The organism is Vreelandella maris, assembly GCF_013371085.1.
Lineage (GTDB): Bacteria > Pseudomonadota > Gammaproteobacteria > Pseudomonadales > Halomonadaceae > Vreelandella > Vreelandella maris.
Genome location: NZ_JABWCV010000013.1, coordinates 71,853 through 92,059, shown reverse-complemented (window position 1 = coordinate 92,059; position 20,207 = coordinate 71,853). Strand labels below are relative to the sequence as shown.

20 protein-coding genes are annotated in these 20,207 nt (G+C 55.6%); 12 read left to right on the top strand and 8 right to left on the bottom strand.

Annotation, left to right across the window (positions count from 1 at the left end):
* Positions 1 to 14 precede the first annotated feature (14 nt).
* The 4 genes from HUO07_RS12965 to trhA all read left to right on the top strand — a co-directional run bounded on the left by HUO07_RS12965 (position 15) and on the right by trhA (position 3,156).
* The gene (locus HUO07_RS12965; RefSeq protein WP_176303922.1) at positions 15 to 347 is read left to right on the top strand and encodes an FmdB family zinc ribbon protein; all 333 of its coding nucleotides are present in this window, start codon (positions 15 to 17) and stop codon (positions 345 to 347) included.
* Positions 348 to 555: 208 nt separating this feature from the next.
* The gene (locus HUO07_RS12960) at positions 556 to 1,725 is read left to right on the top strand and encodes a zinc-dependent alcohol dehydrogenase (protein WP_176303921.1); all 1,170 of its coding nucleotides are present in this window, start codon (positions 556 to 558) and stop codon (positions 1,723 to 1,725) included.
* A gap of 22 nt (positions 1,726 to 1,747) precedes the next feature.
* On the top strand, positions 1,748 to 2,272 hold the full coding sequence (locus tag HUO07_RS12955) for a hypothetical protein (RefSeq protein WP_176303920.1): 525 nt from the start codon (positions 1,748 to 1,750) through the stop codon (positions 2,270 to 2,272).
* Between the two features lie 206 nt (positions 2,273 to 2,478).
* Entirely contained in the window at positions 2,479 to 3,156 is a 678-nt protein-coding gene (gene trhA, locus HUO07_RS12950) for a PAQR family membrane homeostasis protein TrhA (protein ID WP_176303945.1), read from the top strand.
* On the opposite strand, the gene HUO07_RS12945 is transcribed toward trhA, so the two are convergent.
* From HUO07_RS12945 to HUO07_RS12925, 5 genes are all read right to left on the bottom strand, one after another.
* Positions 3,153 to 3,776 (bottom strand): glutathione S-transferase family protein, encoded by a 624-nt coding sequence (locus HUO07_RS12945; protein WP_176303919.1) that lies wholly within the window; start codon positions 3,774 to 3,776, stop codon positions 3,153 to 3,155. The genes trhA and HUO07_RS12945 overlap by 4 nt on opposite strands.
* Before the next feature lie 84 nt (positions 3,777 to 3,860).
* The gene (djlA, locus tag HUO07_RS12940; protein WP_176303918.1) at positions 3,861 to 4,625 is read right to left on the bottom strand and encodes a co-chaperone DjlA; all 765 of its coding nucleotides are present in this window, start codon (positions 4,623 to 4,625) and stop codon (positions 3,861 to 3,863) included.
* 58 nt (positions 4,626 to 4,683) lie between these two features.
* Complete coding sequence (dxs, locus tag HUO07_RS12935) at positions 4,684 to 6,609, bottom strand: 1-deoxy-D-xylulose-5-phosphate synthase (RefSeq protein ID WP_176303917.1); 1,926 nt, start codon at positions 6,607 to 6,609, stop codon at positions 4,684 to 4,686.
* Between the two features lie 76 nt (positions 6,610 to 6,685).
* Positions 6,686 to 7,579, bottom strand: a complete 894-nt coding sequence (locus tag HUO07_RS12930) for a farnesyl diphosphate synthase (RefSeq protein ID WP_176303916.1) — start codon at positions 7,577 to 7,579, stop codon at positions 6,686 to 6,688.
* On the bottom strand, positions 7,573 to 7,863 hold the full coding sequence (locus tag HUO07_RS12925) for an exodeoxyribonuclease VII small subunit (RefSeq protein ID WP_176303915.1): 291 nt from the start codon (positions 7,861 to 7,863) through the stop codon (positions 7,573 to 7,575). The genes HUO07_RS12930 and HUO07_RS12925 overlap by 7 nt, the downstream gene beginning before the upstream one ends.
* Positions 7,864 to 8,112: 249 nt before the next feature.
* On the opposite strand from HUO07_RS12925, the gene serA reads away from it, so the two are divergent.
* The gene (gene serA, locus HUO07_RS12920; RefSeq protein WP_176303914.1) at positions 8,113 to 9,357 is read left to right on the top strand and encodes a phosphoglycerate dehydrogenase; all 1,245 of its coding nucleotides are present in this window, start codon (positions 8,113 to 8,115) and stop codon (positions 9,355 to 9,357) included.
* A gap of 84 nt (positions 9,358 to 9,441) precedes the next feature.
* Here the strand turns inward: serA and HUO07_RS12915 are convergent, their stop codons facing one another.
* The gene (locus tag HUO07_RS12915) at positions 9,442 to 10,131 is read right to left on the bottom strand and encodes a pirin family protein (protein WP_176303913.1); all 690 of its coding nucleotides are present in this window, start codon (positions 10,129 to 10,131) and stop codon (positions 9,442 to 9,444) included.
* Between the two features lie 185 nt (positions 10,132 to 10,316).
* Between HUO07_RS12915 and trhO the strand changes: the two genes are divergently transcribed.
* The 5 genes from trhO (at position 10,317) to ybiO (ending at position 16,115) form a co-directional block, all read left to right on the top strand.
* Positions 10,317 to 11,270, top strand: coding sequence for an oxygen-dependent tRNA uridine(34) hydroxylase TrhO (gene trhO, locus HUO07_RS12910; RefSeq protein ID WP_176303912.1), 954 nt, complete (start codon positions 10,317 to 10,319; stop codon positions 11,268 to 11,270).
* A gap of 87 nt (positions 11,271 to 11,357) precedes the next feature.
* Positions 11,358 to 12,179, top strand: coding sequence for an enoyl-CoA hydratase (locus HUO07_RS12905; protein ID WP_176303911.1), 822 nt, complete (start codon positions 11,358 to 11,360; stop codon positions 12,177 to 12,179).
* A gap of 147 nt (positions 12,180 to 12,326) precedes the next feature.
* Complete coding sequence (locus HUO07_RS12900; protein WP_101146842.1) at positions 12,327 to 13,148, top strand: IclR family transcriptional regulator domain-containing protein; 822 nt, start codon at positions 12,327 to 12,329, stop codon at positions 13,146 to 13,148.
* Positions 13,149 to 13,164: 16 nt separating this feature from the next.
* Complete coding sequence (locus HUO07_RS12895; RefSeq protein ID WP_176303910.1) at positions 13,165 to 13,596, top strand: YqaA family protein; 432 nt, start codon at positions 13,165 to 13,167, stop codon at positions 13,594 to 13,596.
* A gap of 119 nt (positions 13,597 to 13,715) precedes the next feature.
* Positions 13,716 to 16,115: a mechanosensitive channel protein gene (ybiO, locus tag HUO07_RS12890; protein ID WP_176303909.1), complete on the top strand. Its 2,400-nt coding sequence runs from the start codon at positions 13,716 to 13,718 to the stop codon at positions 16,113 to 16,115.
* A gap of 109 nt (positions 16,116 to 16,224) precedes the next feature.
* Here ybiO and HUO07_RS12885 read toward each other — a convergent pair whose 3' ends face one another.
* Complete coding sequence (locus HUO07_RS12885; RefSeq protein WP_176303908.1) at positions 16,225 to 16,971, bottom strand: SDR family NAD(P)-dependent oxidoreductase; 747 nt, start codon at positions 16,969 to 16,971, stop codon at positions 16,225 to 16,227.
* Between the two features lie 173 nt (positions 16,972 to 17,144).
* Here HUO07_RS12885 and folK point away from each other — a divergent pair, with 173 nt between their 5' ends.
* Both folK and HUO07_RS12875 read left to right on the top strand, forming a co-directional pair.
* Positions 17,145 to 17,591 (top strand): 2-amino-4-hydroxy-6-hydroxymethyldihydropteridine diphosphokinase, encoded by a 447-nt coding sequence (folK, locus tag HUO07_RS12880; RefSeq protein ID WP_101146838.1) that lies wholly within the window; start codon positions 17,145 to 17,147, stop codon positions 17,589 to 17,591.
* Between the two features lie 74 nt (positions 17,592 to 17,665).
* Positions 17,666 to 18,487, top strand: a complete 822-nt coding sequence (locus HUO07_RS12875; protein ID WP_281362656.1) for a flagellin N-terminal helical domain-containing protein — start codon at positions 17,666 to 17,668, stop codon at positions 18,485 to 18,487.
* A gap of 25 nt (positions 18,488 to 18,512) precedes the next feature.
* On the opposite strand, the gene HUO07_RS12870 is transcribed toward HUO07_RS12875, so the two are convergent.
* The gene (locus HUO07_RS12870) at positions 18,513 to 20,066 is read right to left on the bottom strand and encodes a BCCT family transporter (protein WP_176303907.1); all 1,554 of its coding nucleotides are present in this window, start codon (positions 20,064 to 20,066) and stop codon (positions 18,513 to 18,515) included.
* Positions 20,067 to 20,207 lie beyond the last annotated feature (141 nt).

Here is a 20,207-nt window from a genome sequence, read left to right as displayed (position 1 = left end):
AAGGAGAAAGTGGTATGCCTCTTTATGATTATAAGTGTGCTTCCCATGGCTTATTCCATGAGCTTGTTCCCCTACGAGAGTCGGGTGATTCTCACGCTTGCCCAACGTGCGGAACGCTATCCCCTAGAGTACTGATGGTTGCCCCTCAGCTGTTAATGATGGACGCCACAAAACGTAATGCTTTTGCTCGTAATGAAAAAGCCGCACACGAGCCTAGGCATGGGAATCAGCATAGTGAGCATGAGAGCGGATGCTGTCATCGAGAACGTCATAAACCCCAGGTATTTTATACGGCGGAAGGTAATAAGATGTTCCCCTCAGCACGCCCATGGATGATTAGCCATTAAGTCCTGAGTTACTCCGACTGCGCCACTCACCCAGGCCAGCGATGTGGATATTGAGCGTAAGGGGTAACTACCAACCAACTAGCAACGCGTGACGCTTAATCGGTCTCGGAAACTTGCTTTTTTTTAAGCTTTTTTGCCCGGCAACTGAGCTATGTTGATACATAGCAGGATGCTAACCCAGGGGTATAAAGGTTAAGGAGAAGCAACCATGAAAGCACTTTGCTGGCACGGTAAAAATGACGTTCGCTATGACACGGTACCGGATCCTCAAATTGAGCACCCCCGCGACGCCATCGTTAATGTAAGTAGCTGTGCTATTTGCGGCTCTGACCTTCACCTTTACGATCATTTCATACCGGCTATGGAGTCAGGCGACGTGCTTGGCCATGAGTTTATGGGCGAAGTGATGGAGGTAGGCAGCGAAGTAAAGAATTTGAAGGTAGGCGATCGCGTCGTGGTTCCCTTCACTATCTTCTGTGGGGAATGTGAACAGTGCCAGCGTGGCAATTATTCAGTCTGTGAGCGCTCTAATCGCAATAAGGCATTGGCCGATAAGGCGTTTGGTCATGGTGGCGCGGGTTTATTTGGCTATTCCCATCTCACTGGCGGGTATGCAGGCGGCCAAGCTGAATTTGTCCGGGTGCCATTTGCCGATACCACCCATATTAAAGTGCCCAGTACGCTCACTGACGAACAAGTACTCTTCCTAGGTGATATTTTCCCTACCGGTTGGCAGGCGGCGGTACAGTGTGACATTCAGCCTACCGATACAGTGGTTATTTGGGGCGCTGGGCCAGTAGGCCAGTTTTGTGTTCGCAGCGCTGTGCTGCTGGGCGCAAAGCAAGTCGTCGTAATCGATAATGTCCCCGAGCGGCTCGCTATGGCAGAAGCGGGCGGCGCTATCACCATTAATTTTGATAAAGAGAGTGTGCTGAGCCGCCTGCAAGACCTGACCAACGGTAAGGGGCCGGAAAAGTGCATTGATGCGGTGGGCCTGGAAGCACACGCCACCCGTTCACTGGACTCCATGTACGATCGCGTTAAACAAGCCATGTTGATGGAATCGGATCGCGCCCACGTATTACGCGAAATGATCTACGTCTGTCGCCCTGCGGGAGTGCTCTCCATTCCCGGCGTCTATGGGGGCTTGGTGGATAAACTCCCCATTGGTGCGTTAATGAATAAAGGGCTGACGGTGCGTACCGGCCAGACACATGTGAATCGCTGGACCGATGATCTGCTGCGGCGTATTGAAGAGGGCCAGATTGACCCCTCATTCGTTATTACTCACTCCGTTGGCCTAGAGCAAGGGCCCGAAATGTATAAGACCTTCCGCGATAAACAGGATGGTTGCGTCAAGGTAATTCTCCAGCCTTGAAGACACCGACATGGAGGTAGGTATGCATAAGCACACAGACATGACCCAGTCGCAAAGCTCAGCGGATAAGCTGGCGCGAGGGCTCGGTTGGTTAAGCCTGGGTGTCGGGCTTTATCAACTGCTAGCACCAGGCAGGATTACCCGTGAGCTCGGTATGCAAGGCAGCGAAAACAGCCTGCGTGCCTGTGGGGTAAGAGGCGTAATGAGTGGTATCGGCGCGCTTTCAGATAATCCTACACCTGCAATATGGAGCCGTGTTGGCGGCGATGTGTTAGATCTTGCGGCCCTCTCCTTTGCGCTAAAGGATGAGCATAATCCCAAGAAGCAGAACGTTTACCTGGCGTTAACCGCGGTGGGTATTCTCACTGCCATTGATTATGCCTGTGCCAAGGCTTTGAGCCAGCGCCATGCCTATCAAGGAGGCGCTACCCCTGATTACAGCTATCGAAGTGGCTTCCCCCAAGGGTTAGCAAGTGCGCGCGGTGCTGCGCTAGGCTTTCAAGTGCCCGCCGATATGAAGGATGCTTTACCCTCGCCAACGCTTTAAAAAGATTCCTATTGCGTGCATTGGTAGAATTTCTTCTCCAATCAATACCGAGCCTGGCTTTAGTTTTCGGGCTCGGCTTTAGTTGCTTTGTTTCGATTTGCTTAAACGAAGGAACAAACGGCCGCTAGCACTCTCTTTATAGTCAGCTACACGCTATTTTTTACATGACTGATATAAGTTAATAAGGGCGTTTAGAGGTGTCACGTTTGAAAAATACCGATATCGACGACTCGCTGGGCGAATTCAGCGTTATTGAAGAGAGGCTGCACAGCATTACCCACGGGATTGGTGCCGCGCTTAGTTTGGTAGGCATGGTGGTCTTGCTCGCAGTGGCGAGCCTAGCGGCACATGTCGACCCATGGAAGGTGGTTAGCCTTAGCCTGTACGGCACTACGCTGGTACTGCTGTATACCGCTTCGACCCTTTATCACGGCATTCCGCATCGGCGTTGGAAGCTGCGTTTTCAACTGCTTGACCACTGCGCGATTTATCTCCTCATCGCGGGTACTTACACGCCTTTTTTATTGGTGAACATGCGCGGCCCCACCGGGTGGATACTATTTACTGCTGTATGGTCGCTCGCGTTGGCTGGCATTGTCTGCAAACTATGTTGGCCGCATCGCTTTGCGGTGTTACGTGTGGCGATTTATTTACTCATGGGTTGGATGATATTACTCGCCGCAGAAGAAATGGCGGCCAATTTGTCATCAACCGGCATCACCCTACTGGCCGCGGGCGGCATCACCTACACGCTCGGGGTTATCTTCTACGCCGTGCGTGCCATCCCCTATAACCATGCTATTTGGCATCTGTTTGTGATCGCTGGAAGCGTCTGCCACTACTTTGCGGTTTATAGCGCGGTTCTCCCCGCTACGTCTGCTTAACCCTCAGCGGCGGCTTTCTCACGCGCGACGGCTTTAGCCATGGCGGGACGCTTGACATGCCGCTCGCGGTAAGCAAAGAGCGGCTCGGGTAAGCGATGCTTCATGCTGGCCGCCCAGGAAAGGGTATGAGTCAGAAACAGATCCGCCAGAGTAAAGGTGTTACCTACCAGATATTCCTGTCCGTTATAACGGCGCGCCAGGGCACTTATTGCACGCTGAAACTCCCAGGCACAAACCGGCAAAATAGCAGGAACACGCTTATCAGCGGGCAATGCAAACTTATGCTTGGCCTGATTCCACAGCGGCTGCTCAATTTCCGTCACGATAAAGCTGAGCCATTGATCAACTTGGGCACGGGCCGCAGGATCGCTGGGCAGCAGCGTGCCATCGCCATAGGTCTCGGCCAGATAGCGGCAAATAGCCGCCGACTCAAATAGATACACATCGCCATCTTCAATGACCGGTACCTTGCCGTCCGGGTGGCGCGCCAAATGCTCGACCGTTTGGCCCTCGCCTTTATCCAGCGCCACGTGCTGGCACTGGTACTCAAGGCCAAGCTCTTCAAGTACCCAAGCCACTCTTAACGAGCGCGACTGGGGGAAACTATACAGCGTGATCATGGCGTGCTCCTGACGAAAACAGTCGATGCTTGAATCTAGCGGGCGCTAGCGAACCTGTCGATTATCTTGTTGTTAAGGCTGCCTTTAGGCGCTGCCCCTCGCCGTACGTATACGCTCGTAGGCATTGCCGATTTCGCTGGTGCGCGCCTGGGCAATGTCGCGCATGCTCTCGGGCAGGCCTTTACCCGCCAATTTGTCGGGGTGGTTTTGGCTCATTAGACGACGGTAAGCCTTCTTGATCTCAGCATCGCTTGCATCGTCCGAAACCCCCAGTACGCGATAAGCATCTTTTAGCGCTTCTTCGCTGGCGCCTTGGGAGTTAGCAGCAGCGCCATGTAGCATCGCTTCGATCTGCTGTAGTTCGGTATCGCTGCAACCCACGCCACGGGCAACGCGCAGGATCATCTCTTGTTCAGCCGGATGGAGCACGCCGTCAGCGGCGATAGCGGAGAGCTGAACCTGGATAAATACTTGGCGCAGCACCGGTTGACGCTGGGTGAGGCGGTTAACATTGGCCAATTCGGCGTCTAAGTTGAAGTCATCGGCGCGGCCACGCTCAAAGGCGGCGCGGGCCTTGGCGCGTTGTTCACCTTGCAGATGCATCTGATCAAACAGTTTCTCGGCTACATCCAGCTCGCCATCGGTTACTTTGCCATCGGCTTGGCACAGGCAGCCCATGACCGAGAAGATCGATTCAAGAAAACCTTCCTGAATACGCATTCGGGCGATATTCAAGCGACGACTGATGCGTCGCCCCAACCACCAGCCCAAGCCGCCGCCAATCAGAAGCCCCACCGGGCCACCAAACGCAAGACCGATCAGGCCGAAAATAACAATAAGCAGTAGCATATAAATCTCAAAAGTAGTTTAAAGGTAATGCCTGATGGCAACCGAATAGCAATAAGTTTTAGGGCAGCCGGACACGAATAGCGCGCTCGATGCCTTCAATATCCAACTGGCAGTCGGCAAGTAGCTGCGCTGGCGTGCCGTGCTCGACAAAGGCGTCAGGCAAGCCGAGATTAAGCACTTCCACCTGAACGCCTTCGGCGTGGAGCAACTCATTGACAGCGCTGCCTGCGCCACCCGCAATCACGTTCTCTTCCAGTGTTACCAGCAGTTCATGTTCGTCGGCGGCGTGTAGCACCGCATCCCGATCGAGTGGCTTGATGCTGCGCATATTGATATGGGTGGCATTGAGCCGTTCGGCGACGTCGGCGGCAGCGCTATTCATGCTGCCAAACGCCAACAGCGCAATGCGAACGCCGTCGCTTGAGGTGTTTCGGCGTACCTCGGCTTTGCCAATCGTTAGCGGCTCAAGGTGGGCGGGAATCTCCACGCCGGGGCCGGTGCCGCGTGGGTAGCGCACCGCCGCGGGGCCAGGATGATGGTAGGCAGCACTGAGCATGGCGCGGCATTCAGCTTCATCCGCTGGGGCCATAATCACCATGCCGGGCACGCAGCGCAGGAATGAGAGATCCATGCTGCCGTGGTGCGTGGGCCCGTCTTCGCCCACTAAGCCTGCACGGTCAATGGCAAAGGTGACATCCAGATTCTGCACCGCCACATCATGAATCAACTGATCATAGCCGCGCTGTAGAAAGGTAGAGTAAATTGCCACCACTGGTTTCATGCCTTCGCAGGCCATACCTGCCGCGAGCGTGACGGCGTGCTGCTCGGCAATCGCGACATCGAAATAGCGTTGCGGGTACTCTTTAGAGAAGCGAATCAGGTCGGAGCCCTCGCGCATCGCGGGGGTAATGCCCATCAAGCGCGAATCGGCGGCGGCCATATCGCAAAGCCAGTCGCCGAACACATTGCAGTATTTTTTCTTGGCTGCGGCTTGTTTAATAATGGGTTTTTTGGCGGCGCCGTTACTGTCAGCGGTGCTGGGCTTTTCCAGCTTGGTAATGGCGTGATAGCCAATCTGGTCGGCCTCGGCAGGCAAGAAACCTTTACCTTTTACCGTTTTGATATGCAGGAACTGCGGGCCGTCGAGGTCGCGCAGGTTTTCAAGCGTATCGGTTAGCGCGTTGAGGTCGTGACCATCAATGGGGCCAACATAGTTAAACCCCATCTCCTCAAACAGCGTGGCGGGGCTGACCATGCCTTTCATGTGCTCTTCGGTGCGCCGGGCAAGCTCAAGCGCGCCGGGCAGGTGAGAAAGCACTTTTTTGCCCTCTTCGCGTATTTTGAGATAGGGCTTGCTGGAGAGCACGCGGGCAAGATAGGTCGCCATGCCGCCGACGTTTTCGGAAATCGACATTTCGTTGTCGTTAAGCACCACCAGCAGGTTGGCGTCTACGTGGCCTGCGTGGGCCAGGGCTTCAAAGGCCATGCCGGCGGTTAGCGCGCCGTCGCCAATGATTGCACACACGCGCCGCTTATTTCCCTGTGCCTTGGCCGCCAGCGCCATACCCAATGCCGCCGAAATCGACGTACTGGAGTGGCCGACACCAAAGGTGTCGTACTCGGACTCGGCGCGGCGCGGAAACGCTGCTAAACCGCCGTGCTGACGAATACTCAACATCGTCTCACGACGGCCGGTCAGGATCTTATGCGGATAAGCCTGGTGGCCAACGTCCCAAACTAAACGATCATGGGGGGTATGGAAGGCGTGGTGTAAGGCAACGCTTAACTCGACCACGCCGAGTCCGGCGCCAAAGTGACCACCCGACACGCCCACGCTATATAACAGGTAAGCACGCAGCTCATCAGCCAGTTGGGCGAGCTGTTGGTCATTCATGGCCCGCAGGGCAGCGGGGTGATCAAAGGAGTCGAGCAGCGGCGTCGCGGGGCGCTCACGGGGAATCTCGTCGAACAGCTTCATGGGCATGTTTTCATAGGCATGTTTTCATGGGTATTGTATTCAAGAGCATCGTATTCAAAGACATCGTATTCAAGGACATCGTTTAGTAGTCACGCTCAATCATATAGTGGGCTAAGTCGGCCAGCGGTGCAGCACGTTCGCCCAGAGGGGCGAGCGCGGCAATAGCCTCGTCAATCAGGCTGTGCGCTTTACGTTGAGCGCCCTCTAATCCCAGCAGACTGGGGTAGGTGGGCTTGGCTCGGGCGGCATCGGCGCCTGACGTTTTGCCTAGGGTCAAGGTGTCGCCGGTTACATCCAGAATGTCATCGTGAATCTGAAAGGCTAGACCAATGGCGCGCGCGTAGCGAATAAGCGCGGTTAAACCGGGGTCGTCGTCGGCAACGGCTACTAAGCCGCCGAGGCGCACAGCGGCAACAATCAGCGCGCCGGTTTTATGGGCGTGCATGTGGGCGAGGGCATCGACATCCGGGTGGCCACCAACGGCGTCTAAATCCAGCGCCTGACCCGCCACCATGCCGTCGCGGCCAGCGGCTGAGGCAAGCGTATGGACTAAGCTGCCCAGCCGAGGATGCGCGGTACCGGCCAGCACTTCAAACGCCAGTGCCTGCAGGGCATCGCCAGCCAGAATCGCGCTCGCTTCATCAAAGGCTTTATGCACGGTAGGCTGGCCGCGGCGCAGGTCATCGTCGTCCATGGCGGGTAAGTCGTCATGGATCAGCGAGTAGGCGTGGATTAACTCGATGGCCGCCGCGGGCGCGTCGAGTGCTTCGTCGTCCGCGCCGAGGGCATAGCCTGCCATGTAGACCAGCAGGGGCCGCAGCCGCTTTCCGCCTGCGAGCAGGCCGTGACGCATGGCCGCCTCAAGCCGGGGCGCTACCGCCGGGCGGCTATCAAATAGTGCCGCCAGGGTGGCGTCTACGCGGCTATTGCTGCGGTGGCGCAGGGTGGCAAGCTGGCTCGGCTGGGTGGCTACCATGGGGGCGTCTCCTTGCTCTCTTCGTCGGCCGCATCCTTGGGGTCGTCGGGGCCAGCAAAAGGCGCCACATTCAAGCGGCCTTCGCTGTCTTCACTCAGTGCACGCACCTTAAGTTCGGCGTTGTCCAAACGCTGCTGGGCATCGCGGGTCAGCCGCACGCCCTGTTCAAACGCGGTCAGCGCATCCTCCAATGAGAGCTCGCCTGACTCAAGACGTTCAACGATGGTTTCGAGTTGCTCAACCGTCGCGGCAAAATCCTGCGGAGGTGATGTCGTGTCGCTCATTGGGGTGTGCCTGCCAACCGGTGTGTTTTTAAAATAAGCTGAAATAGGCCCACAGTATACACCGACGCCAGGGGGTGACGTCTGCCTTTCCACCCACGCTGTTGGTAACGACTTGCGGTTCATTCATTGTCATTACGCACACTTTTCATCATCTTGACCCGGCGTGACCGGGGCTGCCTGTGCTACGATATGCGACTCCCGTGAACCGATACACGGCGCATGCCGCCGACCATAGAGGTTGATTCAGCCATGGCCAAAACGTCCCTGGACAAGAGCAAGATCAAGATCCTGCTACTCGAGGGCGTCCACCAAAGTGCGGTGGACAATTTTCACAACGCCGGTTATGAAAATATCGAGCATCTGCCCACATCGCTTGATGAAGAAGCGCTGATCGAAAAGATTCGCGACGTTCACTTCATCGGCATCCGTTCCCGCACACAGCTGACTGAGCGTGTGTTCGAGGCAGCAGAGAAGCTGGTCGGCGTTGGCTGTTTCTGTATCGGCACCAATCAGGTCGATTTAACCGCCGCGCTTACGCGTGGTATCGCGGTGTTCAACGCGCCGTACTCCAATACCCGCTCGGTGGCCGAGCTGGTATTGGCAGAAGCAATCATGCTGCTGCGCGGTATTCCTGAGAAAAACGCCCGTGCCCACCAGGGCGGTTGGTTGAAATCAGCCAAGAACTCCCATGAAGCGCGCGGTAAAACGCTAGGCATCGTGGGCTACGGCAGCATCGGTGCGCAGCTTTCCGTGCTGGCGGAGTCATTGGGTTTCAACGTGATTTACTACGATGTGATCACCAAGTTGGGAATGGGTAACGCCAGCCAGGTCGCAAGCCTAGAAGAGCTGCTGGGTCGCTCCGATGTCATCAGCCTGCACGTGCCTGATCTTGCCTCTACCCGCTGGATGATCGGCGCCAAAGAGATTGCCGCCATGAAGCCCGGCGCGATCTTTATTAATGCCTCCCGCGGTAGCGTCGTTGAAATCGAACCGCTTGCCGAAGCGCTTAAAGTGGGCCATCTCAACGGTGCGGCGATTGACGTCTTCCCGGTAGAGCCGAAAGGCAACGAAGAAGAGTTTGAAAGCCCGCTACGCGGTCTGGAAAACGTGATCCTGACCCCGCATATCGGTGGTTCTACCCTGGAGGCCCAGGAGAACATCGGTATCGAAGTGTCAGAAAAACTGATCACGTATTCCGATAACGGCACCACGGTCACATCGGTCAACTTCCCCGAAGTGGCACTGCCTGCGCACCCCGACAAGCACCGTTTACTTCACATCCACGACAACGTGCCGGGAGTGCTGTCGCAAATTAACCGCGTGCTGTCTGAAAATGGCATCAACATCTCGGGTCAGTACCTACAGACCAACGAGAAAGTTGGCTATGTGGTTATCGATGTCGATAAAGCTTACGGCCCACAGGCGCTGGAAGCGTTGCGTGAAGTCGATCACACGCTGAAAATTCGTGCGCTCTACTCGTCACAAAACAGCTAAAGCCTTTATTAAATAAGTTGGCTGTAAAAACGGCGCCTCGCACGAGGCGCCGTTTTGGTTGGTGCGGTTTAGTCAACGCGGTGATCAAGCCAAATCAAACAGCAGCACTTCGCCTGCTTCTTTGCCGGTGAGGCTAATCGACTCATCTGGCGTAAACGCCGCAGCATCGCCTGCGCCTAGCGTCTCGCCATTCACTTCCATTTCACCGTTCACTACATGCAGCCAAGCGTGTCGCGAAGGCGGTGCGGTTGGCTGTTCGCCAGCGTTAAACAGGCCCGCGTACAGGTTCACGTCCTGATTAATGCTCACGGAGCCTTCGCGGCCCTCTTCAGAAACCACTAAACGCCACTGGCCTTGACGCTCGGCGGTAGGAAACGCTTTCTGCTCGTAGCTGGGTTTAATGCCGAGCTGCTTGGGTTCAATCCAAATCTGCAGGAAGTGCAGCTCGTTTGTCTTGGAGTGATTGAACTCGCTGTGCAGCACGCCGGTACCCGCTGACATGCGCTGCACGTCGCCCGGTCGCATTACCTCGCCATTGCCCATGTTGTCTTTATGCTCCATCTCACCTTCCAGCACGTAGGAGATAATCTCCATATCCCGGTGAGGATGGGCACCAAAGCCGTGGCCGCCCGCGACGCGGTCTTCATTGATCACGCGCAGGGCGCGAAAGCCCATATGGTTGCGGTCAACGTAGTTGGCAAATGAAAAGGTATGGAATGAGCGTAGCCAGCCGTGGTCGGCGTAGCCGCGCTCGTTTGAACGACGAATAATCATGCTGTACTCCGAGGTTATGTGATGTGGAATAGTGACAATATACGCCTCGTTGACGCCGCGTGGGGTGAAGGTTTCAGTACGTTTCTGTCGAATAAATCGACGTTTTCAGCGCCAGGTTGCGCTAGAATATGCGCGTCTTAATAACCCGGTCCGTCCTTTACGAGGATGACTACCTGGAGCTTTACATGTCAGTACCCATCCAAATGCCGCCCATTGTGGTCGCGGCGCTGTATAAATTTGTCACCCTGAACGACTTCGAAGCGCTGCGCGAACCGCTTCACCAAACCATGCTCGATAACGGCGTTAAAGGCACTCTGCTGCTCGCTAAAGAGGGCATCAATGGCACGGTGGCGGGCAGTCGCGAAGGCATTGACGGCCTGCTTACCTGGCTGACCGCCGACCCGCGTCTGGCCGATATTGATCATAAAGAGTCCTATTGCGACGAAACGCCGTTCTACCGCACCAAGGTCAAACTCAAAAAAGAAATTGTTACCCTCGGCGTGCCGGACATCGATCCTAATGACACCGTGGGCACCTACGTCGAGCCGGAAAACTGGAATGACATCATCGCCGACCCGGAAGTGCTGGTGATCGATACCCGCAACGATTACGAAGTGGCGATAGGTAGCTTTGAGCGGGCGATAGACCCTAAGACCACCACTTTCCGCGAATTTCCCGAGTACGTGCGCGAGCACTACGACCCGGAAAAGCACAAAAAAGTAGCGATGTTCTGCACCGGCGGCATCCGTTGCGAAAAAGCCTCCAGCTTTATGCTCAAAGAGGGCTTTGAAGAGGTTTATCACCTGAAAGGTGGTGTGCTGAACTACCTGGAAAAAGTCCCGGAAGAGCAGTCGCTTTGGCGCGGTGAGTGCTTCGTGTTCGATAACCGTGTGACGGTTCGCCACGACTTGAGCAAAGGCGAGTTTGAGCAGTGCCACGCCTGTCGTATGCCAATCTCCGCCGAGGATATGCAGTCATCTGCGTATGAGCCGGGCATTAGCTGCCCCCACTGCATCGATTCGCTGCCGGAGAAGACCCGCAACGCTGCGCGTGAGCGCCAGCGCCAGATTGACCTCGCCAAAGCGCGCTGCGAACCGCACCCCTTGGGTCGCGATACCCGTTTGATGAAAAAATCCTGATAAAAATGGTCTAGCGCACAAGCATTGCACGCAAAGCTTGTGCGCTAGACTGATGGGCACTGTGTTACTCACATTCAGGAGTTCACCATGCCCACCACCTCTGACGGATCCTTTTCTGAAGAGCTATCTTCACCTGCCACCATCCTGCAACGCCTTGACCAGCAGGGCGTCACAACGCTGACAATGAGCGCGCCAGAGCGCTTTAACGCGCTTTCGGAAGCCATGCTGCAAGCCCTCCACGATGCCTTCGCCGATATCGCCGACGATAGCAGCGTGCGTTGTGTGGTACTTGCCGCCGAAGGCAAAGCCTTCTGTGCTGGCCATGATCTTAAGCAGATGCGCGCTAACCCCGATAAAGCCTATTACCAAGCGCTCTTTGCCCGCTGTGGCGAAGTGATGCAGGCCATTGTGAATCTTCCTGTGCCGGTGATTGCTAAAGTTCAGGGCATCGCCACTGCCGCGGGTTGCCAACTGGTCGCGAGCTGTGATCTGGCGGTGGCGGCGCGCAGCGCCCGCTTTGCGGTTTCCGGTATCAACGTTGGGCTGTTTTGCTCCACCCCAGCGGTGGCGCTGTCGCGTAACGTTTCACGTAAGCGCGCCATGGAAATGCTGCTGACAGGCGAGTTTATTAGCGCCGAGCAGGCGGCGGAATGGGGGCTGATTAATCGTGTGGCCGAAGATGATGCGCTGGATGAGGCAACGGAAGAACTGACCGCCAGTATCTGCGCGAAAAGCGCCGTGGCGGTGCGAACGGGAAAAGCCATGTTTGCCCGTCAGCTCGCCATGCCGCTTGATGAAGCCTACGCCTTTGCTGGCGAAACCATGGCCTGCAACATGTTAGCTGAGGATGTGGGCGAAGGGATTGATGCGTTTATGGCTAAACGGCCACCGCAATGGCGACATCGCTAAGATAACGCCATTGAATGAATGGAATTCGTTTCCGTAAACGCGACAACGGTCGTGTTGGCACGTTATCCTGACGCCCTTTATGTTTTCAGGGAAGGCGCCGTCAGCAAAGGCGTTTTCAGGTAGGAGCGCCTTTTAGGAGATCGCCAGGTGAGTGAAGCCAAGCGCAGGACGGTCGGTCGTCCGGCGAATACCGCCAAAGCCAGCGGCGGGCACAGCCAGTCGCTGGTACGCGGCTTAACGCTGTTGGAGTATCTTGCGGCGAGCCCCCTTGGGCTCGCCCTTTCGGAAGTGGCGGAAATGGCCGAATTAGCGCCATCGACCACCCATCGCCTGTTACAAGCACTGCAAAGCCAGGGGTTTGTCACCCAGGAGAACGAGCAGGGCCTGTGGCGAATCGATGTCAAAACCTTCCGCATCGGCAATAGCTTCCTTGAAGCGCGCGATGTCGTGGCCACCAGCCGGCCATTTTTGCGCCGCCTAACGGCCGAAACCGGCGAAACCGCCAACTTGGGTATCCGCGATGGGGAAACGGCGGTGTTTCTCGCCCAGCATGAGTCGCCCCAGATGATGCGCATGATCACCCGTCTTGGCTCTCGCGCGCCGTTGCACGCCTCCGGTGTCGGTAAAGCGTTGCTGGCGTGGATGCCTGATGATGAGCGCGCTCAATTGCTGGATGGCCGCGAGCTTGCCAGAGTGACCGCTAATACGCTTTATCAGCCCGAGACCCTGCAAGAGGAAACCCAGCAAATTCGCGCTCAGGGTTTTGCCTGTGATCGAGAGGAACACGCGATCGGCCTGCACTGCGTGGCCGCTTGCGTCTTTGACGAACACAGTACCCCGCTGGCGGCGATTTCCGTTTCAGGCCCCATGGCGCGTATCCCTGAAGCGCGTCTGTTAACGCTGGGCGCACTGGTTCGCCAAACGGCCGATGAAATCACCCAGCAGTTGGGCGGCCAGGTGCCACGTTAACGAGGTTCGCTAATTGATGCTGAGCCTTTTTTTTGTCGCCCTCATCAGCGCGACGCTGTTACCGGGTGGGTCCGAAGTGTGGCTGGCCCGGCTGTGGTGTATGGGCGAACCACCGCTGGCGCTGTGGCTAGTCGCCACTACCGGCAATACCCTGGGCAGCATGATCAACGTTGCATTAGGCCGCTATGCCCGCCGGTTTCAAGACCGTCGCTGGTTTCCTGCCTCGCCACGTAGCCTAGCCCGTGCAGAGGGTTGGTATCACCGCTTTGGTGAGCTAAGCCTACTGGTTTCATGGGCGCCGATTATTGGCGACCCCCTTACCGTGTTGGCCGGCGTGTTCCGGCTGCCCTGGTGGCGGTCGCTGGCGTGGATTGTGATCGCTAAGGGCGCCCGCTACGCTGTGATATTACTGCTCGCGCACTATTGGCTAGCGCCACTGTGTCAGTGAAACGTCTTATTAATTAAGGCATGTTACCCTGTACAACTTTTTAACAAGCTGCACAGGCAGTGTAGAGTGTAGGCAGCCGTTAGATTGAAAAGAACACTCACCCAAAAGGAGGTTAAGGTGTGAAGCCACTTCGTTTACTACCCTGGCTAGGTGTCTGGCTGTTGGCAATGATTGCCCTATTGGCCACGCCAGCCATGGCACAGAGCACGCCGAGTGAATCGGCCAGCGCCGAAGGCACGGCATCATCAGAAGCCTCGGCACCGACGTCTTACGAGGCGCTGGCCAATTTACTGGAAGATGAGCAGTCGCGCCAAGAGTTGATTGAGATGTTGCGCAGTCAAGCCTCAGCGCTGCCCGAGGGAATTGCCAATGAGCTTTCGCCAGAAGCTGCCGCTCAAGGCAGTGAGATAGCGCCGGAGGATGTCTCGTTGCCGCGCCAGCTAGCCGAACTCACTAGTCGTGTGGTTAGCGACGTGGGCGGGCAGTTTGAGCAAGTGGTTGGCATTGTAGGCGGGCTGTTCGCCGGTCAAGAAGCCGATAGTGTCTTTGACATGGCCGCGTTCACCAGTGCGGCGATTAATCTGGGCCTGGTGATTGTCGCGACCTTTGCGATGTTTATGATTTTCAGGCGCTTGGCGAAGCCGCTGTTTACGAAAATCAGTGGCTGGTCGCTGAACGGTAGTAACTTAACACCCGTGTTGCGCTTGATTACCTGTGTGGCCATTGCGGCGGTGATAGATGTACTGCTGGTAAGCGTTTCCTACGTAGGTGGCAATCTATTAGCTACCTTTGCGATTGGTGAAGCGGGTGAGCTGTCTACCCGCGCCTCCCTATTCTTAAATGCCTTCCTGGTGATCGAGTTGCTCAAAGCTGGGGTGCGGATGCTGTTCTCTTCACACTATGAAGGGCTGCGCCTACTGCCTGTTTCGACCCAGGAAGCGTCCTATTGGAACCGCTGGTTGGCGCGCTTGATTGGCATGGTAGGTTACGGCCTGATGGTCGTGGTGCCGTTGATTAATTTCTATGTGGCGGCGTCGTTAGGCCAGGCAGTCGGCACGCTGATCATGCTGTTGGCGTTTATTTATGCCGTGGCAGTGGTGCTTAAGAACCGCCTCCGCCTACGCAATAACCTGAATGATATGGCGGCAAAATCAACCTTAACCGCCAGCCGTGTTTCCCTGCAGCTATTTGCCCGCACTTGGCACCTGTTCGCGCTGCTGTATTTCTTAATCGTGTTTGTGCTGACGTTAACGCGGCCCGGCGATGCGCTGCCATTTGTGATGTTTGCCACCCTGAAGTCCCTGGCCGCCATCGTGGTCGGACTGCTGGTGTCGTCCTTCCTTACCCAGACCATTGGCCGCCGTATCACGCTTTCAGACGACCTGCGGCGCAAACTCCCGTTGCTTGAAAAGCGTCTGAATAGTTACGTTCCCAATGCACTGCGTGTGCTGCGTACCGTCATTCTGATTGTGGTCATCATGATGGTGTTGAACGCCTGGGGCGCGTTTGATCTAGCCGCTTGGTATGCCTCTGAACGCGGTGCCAATCTGGTCGGTAAACTGGTCGGTGTCGCGGTGATTTTGATTGTCGCGCTAGCGGTTTGGCTGGGGCTGGCGAGCCTGATTGAGCATAAACTCAACCCGGAAACCGGCTATGGTGAACCTTCCGCGCGGGCGAAAACGCTGCTTAGTCTGTTCCGTAATGCGCTGGCCATCGCCATGGTGACGATTACCGGCATGATTGTGCTGTCGGAAATCGGCATCAATATCGGCCCGCTGATCGCCGGTGCTGGTGTACTCGGTCTGGCGATTGGTTTTGGCGCGCAGAAGCTGGTGCAAGACGTTATTACCGGGGTGTTTATTCAGGTAGAAAATGCCATGAACACTGGCGATGTCGTCACGGTAGGTGGCGTGACAGGTACCGCCGAACGGCTCAGCATTCGCTCGGTCGGCATCCGCGACCTGTCTGGCACTTATCACATTGTGCCGTTCTCAAGCGTAGATACCGTATCTAACTACATGCGTGAATATGGCAACCATGTGGGCGAATACGGTATTGGCTATAACGAGAGCATCGACGAAGCTATTGAGCAGCTCCAATTGGCCTTTGAAGATCTCAAAGCCAGCGAAGAGCACGGGAATAAGCTGCTTGCTGACCTAACGGTTGCTGGCGTGGTGGCCCTGGCGGATAGCTCCGTGAACATTCGTGTGGTGATCAAAACCACGCCGGGCGACCAGTGGGGTGTTGGCCGCGCTTATAATCGCTTGGTGAAGTTGCGCTTTGATGAGGCGGGTATTGAAATTCCCTTCCCACACACCACGCTCTACTTTGGTGAAACCAAAAATGGGAAGACACCACCTGCCAATGTGCGGGTCTTGGAGTCAACCGCTAAAGAGAAGGATGTGGAAGAGAAGCCCATTGTTCAGAGTGATAGCCAGAACGATAGCCAGGAGAGTGTTCAGCAAACCCGTGAACCTGATCACCTCAAGCCTGACCACGATGACGTCGATGAAAGGTAGGGTGTGATTGACAACACCGTAAGCATAAGCGAGGCCGCCTTAGGGCGGCCTCGCTGCGTTTTAACGACGCCCGTTGTTAGCGGCTGCCGCTTCTTAAAGAAGCATCGGCTTATAATGTATAGTTTTCCGAGTGACGCCCCTCTATATTGATGGACTCACCGCCATCGACAAACAGAATCTGCCCAGCTACAAAAGGGTTATTCAATAAGTAGTGCAAAGCCTGTACAAGATGTGCAGGATCACCCTGGCGCTTAAGCGGAATGCCTTCAATACGCCACTGTACATAGTCGCTGGTGCGCTGAGAGGCAGGCAGCACCACGCCAGGGGCAAGGCCATTAATGCGAATACGCGGGGCGAACTCAAGCGCCGCCATGCGGGTCATCTCCGCTAAGCTCTTTTTCGACAGTAAATACGCCGCATAGGGGTATTGATGATAGGCCACTTTGTTATCAATGATATTGATCACCTGGCCCTCTTGAACCACCTCGGCAAAGTGGCGCGTCAGCAGTAGCGGGGTAAACATATTGACTCGGAACTGAGCTTCCAGCATCGCAAGGTCCGTCCCGGCAATCGGTGCAGGCTCATAGGCGGAAGCGCTATTCAGCAGCAAATTAAGCCCTGGGAAGCGCTGCTTTGCCGACTGCAGTAAGACGTTTAGGTCGTCGTTTAAAAAATCGCAGTGAAATATTTCACACTCTCGTCCTTTGGCGCGAATGCCACTGGCGACCTCTTCAGCCTCCTCGCGGGAGCGATTAACGTGCAGTGCAATGTCATACCCCGCGTCGGCCAATGCTTCAGAAAAGTATCGGCCCAAGCGAGTGGCACCGCCGGTGACCAAAGCAGCTTGTTGATGCATAAAGCGTTCCCTATCGTTTTATGGATATGCAAAACTCTCTGCGTGAGTGCAGCGTTTGTCAATAACTTATACAGAGCTTGAACATGGCAGGGGCCTGGAGGTATTTATAACGCTGGCTCACAATAGGGTAGTTCCATGTTTCCTAGAAAACGCCACTAACATAGGATGTCGCCATGCCCCCTACGACATTGCCTAGCGAACAGGCTGTCTCCCTTCATGAATGTTTGATCTCCCTGGGGTCCAATATCGACCCTGAGCACTATTTTGATCAGGCGCTAACGATCCTTAGCCAGGAGTGCAAGCTCTTGGCGCGCTCAAAAGCGATACGCACAACACCGGTAGGTTATCAGCAGCAGCCTGATTTCTTAAATGCTGCACTATTAGTCAGCACTTCACTTGAGCAAGCAGCGTTTCGTGCCTATCTCAAGGAAGTGGAAGACCGGTTGGGTCGAGTACGCGGCGCGATTAAGTCGGGGCCACGCACGATGGATCTCGATATGGTGGCGTGGGATGGGGAAGTTGTGGATGAGGGTTACTACCAGCATGACTATGTCAAAGTCCCGGTCGACGAAGTTCTCGCTAGCAGCGGCCGCACCCTTGAGCCAGTAAAACGCTTATGATTTTTATGGCTAGGCCGATAGTAACGTTATAGCCGCCAGCGCCTGGGTCGGTTAACTTCCTCCGGAGGCGTGCGTTGCTCAGCCTTAATACCAACCTGATGTCGCTTACCGTGCAAAATAACCTGCGCGGCAGTCAGCAAGCCATGCAGACCGCTATGCAGCGCCTCTCATCCGGGCTGCGTATCAATAGTGCTAAAGATGACCCGGCGGGACAGGCGATTGCCAACCGCATGACGGCGCAAATCAACGGTATGACTCAGGCAATTCGCAATACCAATGACGGCATCTCCATGGTGCAAACGGCGGAAGGCACGCTCAATCAGATTAACGATAACCTGCAGCGCATTCGCGAACTAAGCGTACAAGCGGCCAACGGCACCAACTCGTCTGATGATCTTGTCTCGATTCAGGACGAGATTGACCAGCGCTTGGAAGAGATTGACCGCATCGCCGAGCATAGTAACTTCAATGGCATTGGACTGGTTAATGAGACTAAATCATTAAACATTCAGGTTGGCGCGAACGCTGGCGATAGCATCGCGGTGCGTTTTGAAGGTATGGACTTGCAGGGGTTGGCGCTGGAAGGCTTAAGCGTACTGGATGATGGCAATGGGACGGAAAAACCTATTGATAGGGTGGATGAGGCGATTAAGCGGCTAGATCGCCAACGCAGCTATATGGGCGCCGTACAGAATCGATTCGAGAGCGTTATTGACGGCCTCAATAACAGCATTGTTAATACTTCCTCCGCCCGCTCGCGCATCCAGGGTGCCGATTACGCCCAGGAAGTCTCAAACCTGATTCGCGCACAGATCCTTCAGCAAGCAGGTATCGCTATGTTGGCCCAGGCCAACCAGCAGCCGCAGATGATTTTGCGCCTACTGGAAGGGTTATAAAGTAGCCAGGGCCAGAGCGGCTTACCTATTCAATAATGCCCTGTTCGCGGGCCATGGCGTAGGCCGCCTGAGGGCCATTCCAGAGCGATGGCAGCAGTATCAACGACACCGGAATGGCGGTGATGACGATAAACTGCTGCAATGCGCCAATCTGACCGGCACCCATATACAGCAGCACCGCTGCCATGAGCGCCATGGCGATGCCCCAGAAGGCTCGCATTACCGGGCTGGGGTTGTCATGACCCGCACCGACCACGGCAATGGCATAGCTCATTGAGTCGCCGGTGGTGGCGACGAAAATCGTCGTCAGCACTAAAATTGCCAGTGCCATCCAGGTGCCGCCGGGCAGCGCCTGGGCGACGGTCAGCGTCGCGACATCAAACTGGAAGTTATTAAGTGCTTCGGTTAAATCAATCACGCCAGTGAGCTGGTAATAGATACCCGAGCCGCCGAGCAGGGTAAACCAAACGGTAGTAGCGATAGGGGCGAGAACCGCCACCGCCACAATCATTTCGCGAATGCTGCGACCGCGGGAAATTCGCGCCACAAAAATGGCCATCACCGGTGCGTAGCCGATAAACCAGGCAAAGAAAAACACCGTCCACCACTGCATCCACCACGCTGGTGCCGTCTCAGCGGTCATGGTCGCCATGGTAAAGAATTCGCTGACATAAGCGCCCATACCGGAAACGTAGCTATTGACCAGGAACAGCGTTGGGCCAAAGACAATAATCACTGCCCCAATACCTAACGCCAGCAGCACGTTAAACCGGCTGAGTATTTGAATGCCTTTGTGTACGCCGCTCATGGAGGAGAGCACGTAGATGCTGGCAAGTATGCCCAGAATAATCAGTTGGCCGGTATAGCCTTCCGGCAGGCCAAACAGCTCATGAAGACCAAAACTAACCTGAGTGGCCAGAAAGCCAATGGGCCCCACCGTGCCCGCCACCAACGCAATCACACAGCAGGCGTCGACTAAACCGCCCAGTGGGCCACGCATTAAGCGCTCACCGAGTATCGGGTAGAGCAGCGTACGTGGTTGCAGCGGCTGGCCTTTTACGTAGTGCGCATGCGCGAGAACCACTGCGGTTAATGACCCCAGTACCGCCCAGGCCATAAAACCCCAGTGCATAAAGGATTGGCCTAGCGCACCAGAAACAGCTTCGGCAGTGCCCGCTTCGCTATCAAAGGCGGGAGGCGTTACTACAAAGTGATAAATCGGCTCACCGGCGGCAAAAAATACGCCACCACCCGCCAACAGCGTGCACAAAATGATCGAGAGCCATTTAAACGTGCTCATTTCTGGTGCATCTAAATTGCCGATTTTCGCTTTTGCAGCTGGCGTCATGGCTAAACCGATGGCAATAAAGAACGTCATCAAAAGAAGTAGCTGGAAGTAGCTGCCTAAAACTAATGCCGTCCATGCGAAGCCTGCGCTGATGCTATCCGCCACCAGCGCTACGTCGTAAAACGACAGCGCCAGAAAAGCGACAATAAAGCCGATACTCAAAATCAGCACAATGGGATCGCCAAGCGAAAACCGTTGAGAGCCCTCAGCGTTGGGGCTTGGTTGGGTCATATCAAATTACCTTATGGGGAGCAGGAAGGAGCGGAAATCTAGCCTATCAAAGTGCGTCGTTAAGCATGTCATGCACGAACACAGAGAAATTACGGATAAAAAAAAGCGCCATTCAATGAATGGCGCGAGGACAGGAAACTG